Consider the following 6252-nt stretch of genomic DNA (forward strand, 5'->3'; position numbering starts at 1 on the left):
TTATTGATTCTTCACACTTATATCTTTTAAAAACTCTACTACAAGTCTTACACCTGCACCTGTTGCACCATAAGGATTATATCCCCAGTTTACTTTTCTATAAGATGGCCCTGCTATATCAAAGTGTAGCCATTTCTTCTTATATTTTTTTTCTATAAAATTATCTAAAAACATACTTCCAATAATTGCTGCACCATTTTTATTTGCACTTGAATTTAAAATATCAGCAACACCACTTTTTAAAATATCTTGCATATAAATATTAAAAGGTAAAAAGCCTATTAATTCTCCACTTCTTTTTGAAGCCTTAGAGATCTTATTTTTTAGCTTTTCACTATGACCTAAAACAGCACTAGTGTATCCACCAAATGCTCCTATACTAGAACCTGTAAGTGTTGCTAAATCCAATATATAATCTATATTATTTATATTTTTTTGTGCATATACTAAACAATCTGCAAGAACTAACCTTCCTTCTGCATCTGTATTTGTAATCTCTACTGTTTTATTTCCTATTTTAATCACATCATCAGGTTTATAAGCATTTGAACCTATCATATTCTCAACTGCACCTAAAATAGCATGAACTTCAATATCTAAGTTTGATTGACTCAAATATTTCATAACTCCTAAAATTGATATAGCTCCTGCTTTATCACATTTCATAGAAACCATACCATCACCTCTTTTAAGACTCAATCCTCCAGTATCATAAGTAACACCCTTACCTACTAAAACTATCTTGGCTTTTGGATTTTTTGTCCTCATACCTGCGTGATTAGATGCTTTATATGATAAATGAATCAATTGACTTTCATGTCTTGAAGCTCTTCCTACTGCATATATAGCATTTAAAGAGTTTTCTTGCATATAATCTTCACCATAAATACTACAACTCATATTTTTTTTCTTTGCTATTTCTAAAGCTTCATTTGCCATAGTTTTTGGATAAAAATCTTGAGCAGGAGTATTTACAATATCTCTTACAAAATTTACACTTTGACATAAAGATAAACTATCTTGTAGCCTTTTTTGTAAGTCTTTAGTTTGTTCTTTAGAATTTTTAATATTTATACAAAGTCTTTTCTCTTTTTTTTCTTTCTTTTTATACTTTAGAAATTCATAAGAACCTAAAATAAAACCTTGAACTAAATCTTCTATTTTTAACTCTTTGTTTAAACTTTTTATACCTATGTAAAAATCAATATGTTTTTTAGTAACTTTAAGAGCTTTACTAAGTGCTATTTTTATAGATTCTCTATCTTTATTTTTCATATATACAAATATTTTTTTTGAACTTATCTCAAAATATGTATTAAAATTTGAGTTTTTAAAATTTATTTTGTCTAATATTTTTTGTGTTTTATTAGGTAGTTTTTCTGTATTTTTAAGTAAGATTATTTCTATTTCATCATCTTTTTTTTTACGATTTTCTAAAACTATATTCATCTGCTTTCCTTTAGGAAATATTATATAGTTTTAAAATAAAATTAGATTTTAATTTATAGAGTAAAACCAGCCAAAAGCTGGTTTTTAGATTTGTTAGTTTTTGTCTAAAGAACAAAGATCACTGTAAGCTACTTCTAATCTAGAAATTAAGCTTTCTTGTCCTGCTCTTAAGAATTTTCTTGGATCATAATAAGACTTATTTGGTTTATCTTCCCCATCTGGATTACCAATTTGTCCTTGTAAATAATCATGATTTTTAGCTTCATAAGCTCTTACACCATCCCAAAATGCCCATTGAGTATCTGTATCAATATTCATTTTTATAACACCATAATCAATAGCTTCTCTAATTTCTGAAAGTTCAGAACCAGACCCACCATGGAATACAAAATCAACTGCTTTTTCTTCAGTTGAGTGTTTTTCTTGAATAAATTTTTGAGAATTCTCTAAAATCTTTGGAGAAAGTACAACATTTCCTGGCTTATAAACACCATGTACATTTCCGAAAGATGCAGCTATTGTAAAGTTAGGTCCAACTTCACCTAATTTTTCATAAGCATAACAAACTTCTTCAGGTTGAGTATATAATAAAGCATTATCTACATCAGTGTTATCAACACCATCTTCTTCCCCACCTGTAATACCAAGTTCAATTTCTATCATCATATCAAGTTCATTCATTACTTTAAAGTAATCAACACATGTAGAAATATTTTCTTCTAAAGATTCTTCTGATAAGTCTAACATGTGAGATGTATATAAAGGTCTACCAGTTTTTTCAAAGTGTTTTTTACCTGCTTCTAATAAACCATCAATCCATGGTAAAAGTTTTCTTGCTGCATGATCAGTATGTAAAATAACTGGAATACCATAAGCCTCAGCCATAGTATGCACATGCTGTGCTCCACTTACTCCACCTAAAATAGCTGCATTATCAACTTTTAAACCTTTTCCTGCGAAATATTGAGCTCCACCATTTGAAAATTGGATAATAACTGGTGAATTTACTTTAGCTGCTGCTTCTAATACCGCATTTACTGAATCAGTTCCTACTACATTTACAGCAGGAATAGCAAACTTATTTTCTTTTGCATAAGCAAAAAGCTTTTTAGCTTCACTTCCTGTTAATACCCCTGGCTTTACAATATCTAATACACCCAACTTGTTCTCCTTGTGTTTTATTAATTAAGATTATTTAATTACAATTTTTGCTTTTTTTCTTAATTCGTCAGTGATGTCTTTAACTTTTTTGTTATATTTATTTTGTAATAACATTCTTGAAATATTACCCTTTACTTCATTAAAAGATAATGACTTAGACGCCTTTTTATCATTTAAATAGATAATATGATATCCAAATTGTGTTTTAACAGGAGTTTTAGAATAAGTGTTTTTCTTTAAAGATTGAGCTGCCTTAGCAAATTCAGGAACCATTTGTTGAGCATTAAACTCACCTAAATTTCCGCCATCTTTACCACTAGGCCCTTGAGATTTTGTTTTTGCTAATTCAATAAATTTTACTTCTTTTTTTGAAGCTTTATCTAATTGTTTAATTAAATCTTTTGCCTCTTTTTCAGTTTTAACTAAAATGTGTCTAGCTTTTAATGTTGCTGGTGTTTTAAACTTTGATTTATTTTCATTGTAAAATTTCTTTTGTTCTGATTCAGAAATTTTCATAGCTCTTAATTGATTTTGTTGCCAAACTTGAAATGCTAAATCAGATTTCATTCTTTCTAAAGCATCTTTAAATTGTTTATCTTTCTCAATTCCTTCTTTCATTGCTTTTTTAGCAAGAAGTTTTTTATTAATAATTTGAGTTAAAACTTGTTCTTGAGCTTTTTTTGGTAAAGCTTCAAATTGCATTCTTGGATCTTGTAAAACCATAGCTACATCAGTTTTAGTAATTTTTTCTCCATCTACTGTTGCATAATAATCAGCTGCACTTAATCCTGTAGATAATACTAATGTTGCTACAACGCTTGAAATAATCTTCTTCATAATTTTCCTTCATAAATATTTAAAGTATTGTAACTTTTCTTTGTTAATAAAAAATTAATAAAAAGCCTAAATACCTAAAAAACACACTTTTTTAATAAATTCATAAATTTACCTTAAAAAACCTTTAAATTTAAAAATATTTATGATATAATTCCGAAAAATTTAAACTTAACTTAAATTTAAGGGATAACAAATATATGAGAATTTTAATAATTGAAGATGAAATAACTTTAAATAGAACATTACAAGAGGGTCTTACTGATTTTGGTTATCAAGTAGACGCTGCTGAAAATTATAAAGATGCTGAATACTTTATTGATATTAGAAATTATGATTTAGTTTTAACTGATTGGATGCTTCCAGATGGTGATGGTATTGAGCTATGTAAAATTGTAAAAAACAGAAGTTCAAGAACTGCTGTAGTAATTATCTCTGCAAGAGATGATAAAGAGTCTGAAATTGAAGCTTTAAAATCAGGAGCTGATGACTTTATAAAAAAACCATTTGATTTTGATATTTTATTAGCAAGAATTGAAGCTAGATTAAGATTTGGTGGAACAAACATCATTGAAATTGAAGGTCTTGCTATTAATCCTGATGAAGAAAAAATTGAGTATAACGGTGAAGAAATTGAATTAAAAGGTAAACCTTTTGAAGTATTAACTCACTTAGCTAGACATAGAGATCAAATTGTATCTAAAGAGCAATTATTAGACGCAATCTGGGAAGAACCAGAATTAGTAACTCCAAATGTTATTGAAGTTGCAATTAACCAAATTAGACAAAAAATGGATAAACCATTAAATATTTCTACAATTGAAACAATCAGAAGAAGAGGTTACAGATTCTGTTACCCTGATACACAAGACGAAACTACTAAATAATTTTTCCTTTAGGTTATAAATGGAAGCGAAGAGCATATATAAACAGTTTTATACAAAACTAATTATTGCTACTTCGCTTTTTATTATTGCATTATCTTTTATTTTTTATGAATATTCAAGAAGTACAACTTATGAAAATATTCAAAAAAACATGTTAAAAGACGCAAAAAAAATATATAAAATCTCACATGTAAATAAAGAATTTAACTTTAAAAACTTTAAAACAATTCAAGATGATGACTTATCCATTGGATTAGTAAATAATCCAAAACTTAAAAGTTATAAATTTTTTACATATAAAAAAAATGACAACTATTATATAAAGCTTCTTTATCCTTACAATTTAGAAAAAAGAAAATTTATTCAACTTATAAGAAATATCAACTTTGAAAGAGAAATCTTATATTCTATTATTTTCAAAAATTTATTTATATTAGCTATTCCTGGTTTTTTACTAATGCTTATTTATTCACTTGTAGTTTCAAAGTCTTTATTAAAACCTATTATTCAAATTAATAAAAAACTATCAAATATGGATGAAAATTCATTAACACAAATAGACAAAAAAGATTTACCTATAGAATTTCACTCTTTATCAGATTCTATTAATTCCCTTACAAATAGAATTGAGACTTATGTAAAATTTAAAAAAGAACTCTTTATTGGTGCTGCTCATGAATTAAAAACTCCACTTGCAGTTATGAAATTAAAAAATGAAGTAACTCTTAGAAAAAAAAGAGAAGTAGAAGCTTATGAAGAGACTTTAAAATTAACTGTTAAACAAATAGATGATATGAATATTATGATCTCTTCAATTTTAGATATAGGAAGAGCTGAGGGTGCACAATTTGAACAAACTCAAGATTTAGATTTAGTTGAATTCATGAAGAAAAAAACAAATGATTATAGAATGTTAAGTGCCCAAAAAAATATTATCGTTACATTTTTTTCTAATGTAAATCATTTAAAAGTATCTATACAAGTTACCCTATTTAATCAAATATTACAAAACTTTGTACAAAATGCTATTAAGTTTACTCCTGAGGATAAATCAATAGCTATTAGACTTAAAAAAGGTAAAGAAAAAATCATTATCACTGTAACTGATGAGGGTAAAGGTATTGATGAAAATATAGATTTATTCGCTCCATTTAAAAGAGTTGGTAATCAAAGTGGAGTAGGACTTGGTTTATTCTTAGCAAAAAATGCAGCAGATGCATTAAGAGCTAAAATTACTCTAAAAAATAGAAAAGATAATAAGTCAGGATGTGTTGCTAAGCTTGTACTTAACAACCCATCAAAACTAAAAAACCTTTAAAATTTTTCTATTAAAAATTATTTGCGTGTTCTATCTTCGTACACTTATTTTGTACTACTTTCATACCTGCTTCTTTTGCTTTTTGTGCAGCTTCATTATTTACTAAACCTAATTGAGTCCATACAGTATCAATATCTCCTCTTTTTATAGCAGCATCAACAACAGCAGCTATAGCATCAGGCTTTCTAAAAATATCAACCATATCAATCTTAAAAGGAATTTCTTCTAAGCTTCTATATACTTTTTCACCTAGGATTTCATCTTCTTTAGGATAGATAGGAACTATTTTAAAACCTGCATTTTTTAAATATTTAGCAACTCTATTTGAAGCTTTCTCTTCATTTGGAGATAATCCTGCTATTGCTATTGTTTTTGTATTATTAAATATTTCAATTATTTCTTCATTATTAGAATTTACACTTGGAAATTCGCACTCCATTTTATATCCTTTAAATTTTATTATTATAATCAATAATTATATCATATAAAGCTTATTAAAAAAAATTAAAAAATTTTAAAAGATTATTTTTTACTATATGAAAAATATTTTTTTTAATCAATTCTAATAAGTTCTCCTAAAATAGGACATTTTTTATCTTATAT

Annotated in this window: 6 protein-coding genes; 2 read left to right on the forward strand and 4 right to left on the reverse strand. The window is 26.8% G+C overall.

Annotated elements, in window-relative coordinates; all coding sequences use genetic code 11:
• From ACH5BK_RS11585 to ACH5BK_RS11595, 3 genes are all read right to left on the reverse strand, one after another.
• Positions 1-1449, reverse strand: a complete 1449-nt coding sequence (locus ACH5BK_RS11585; RefSeq protein WP_404307552.1) for a leucyl aminopeptidase — start codon at positions 1447-1449, stop codon at positions 1-3.
• Between the two features lie 93 nt (positions 1450-1542).
• Positions 1543-2610: a class II fructose-bisphosphate aldolase gene (fbaA, locus tag ACH5BK_RS11590; protein ID WP_404307554.1), complete on the reverse strand. Its 1068-nt coding sequence runs from the start codon at positions 2608-2610 to the stop codon at positions 1543-1545.
• 30 nt (positions 2611-2640) lie between these two features.
• Positions 2641-3447, reverse strand: a complete 807-nt coding sequence (locus ACH5BK_RS11595) for a peptidylprolyl isomerase (RefSeq protein ID WP_404307556.1) — start codon at positions 3445-3447, stop codon at positions 2641-2643.
• Between the two features lie 197 nt (positions 3448-3644).
• Here ACH5BK_RS11595 and hsrA point away from each other — a divergent pair, with 197 nt between their 5' ends.
• Together hsrA and ACH5BK_RS11605 are read left to right on the forward strand one after the other, a co-directional pair.
• Positions 3645-4331, forward strand: coding sequence for a homeostatic response regulator transcription factor HsrA (hsrA, locus tag ACH5BK_RS11600; RefSeq protein ID WP_404307558.1), 687 nt, complete (start codon positions 3645-3647; stop codon positions 4329-4331).
• A gap of 19 nt (positions 4332-4350) precedes the next feature.
• Positions 4351-5649 carry a sensor histidine kinase gene (locus ACH5BK_RS11605; RefSeq protein ID WP_404307560.1) on the forward strand — a complete coding sequence of 433 codons (1299 nt, stop codon included), beginning with the start codon at positions 4351-4353 and terminating at the stop codon, positions 5647-5649.
• A 10-nt stretch (positions 5650-5659) separates the two neighbouring features.
• Here the strand turns inward: ACH5BK_RS11605 and ACH5BK_RS11610 are convergent, their stop codons facing one another.
• The gene (locus tag ACH5BK_RS11610) at positions 5660-6088 is read right to left on the reverse strand and encodes a CoA-binding protein (RefSeq protein WP_404307562.1); all 429 of its coding nucleotides are present in this window, start codon (positions 6086-6088) and stop codon (positions 5660-5662) included.
• Positions 6089-6252 lie beyond the last annotated feature (164 nt).

This window comes from Arcobacter sp. YIC-80 (assembly GCF_044841725.1).
GTDB lineage: Bacteria > Campylobacterota > Campylobacteria > Campylobacterales > Arcobacteraceae > Arcobacter_B.

Coding starts and splice junctions, on each gene's coding strand:
- ACH5BK_RS11585 (WP_404307552.1), bottom strand. CDS start 1,449: ATGAATATAGTTTTAGAAAATCGTAAAAAAAAAGATGATGAAATAGAA.
- ACH5BK_RS11595 (WP_404307556.1), bottom strand. CDS start 3,447: ATGAAGAAGATTATTTCAAGCGTTGTAGCAACATTAGTATTATCTACA.
- hsrA (WP_404307558.1), top strand. CDS start 3,645: ATGAGAATTTTAATAATTGAAGATGAAATAACTTTAAATAGAACATTA.
- ACH5BK_RS11605 (WP_404307560.1), top strand. CDS start 4,351: ATGGAAGCGAAGAGCATATATAAACAGTTTTATACAAAACTAATTATT.
- ACH5BK_RS11610 (WP_404307562.1), bottom strand. CDS start 6,088: ATGGAGTGCGAATTTCCAAGTGTAAATTCTAATAATGAAGAAATAATT.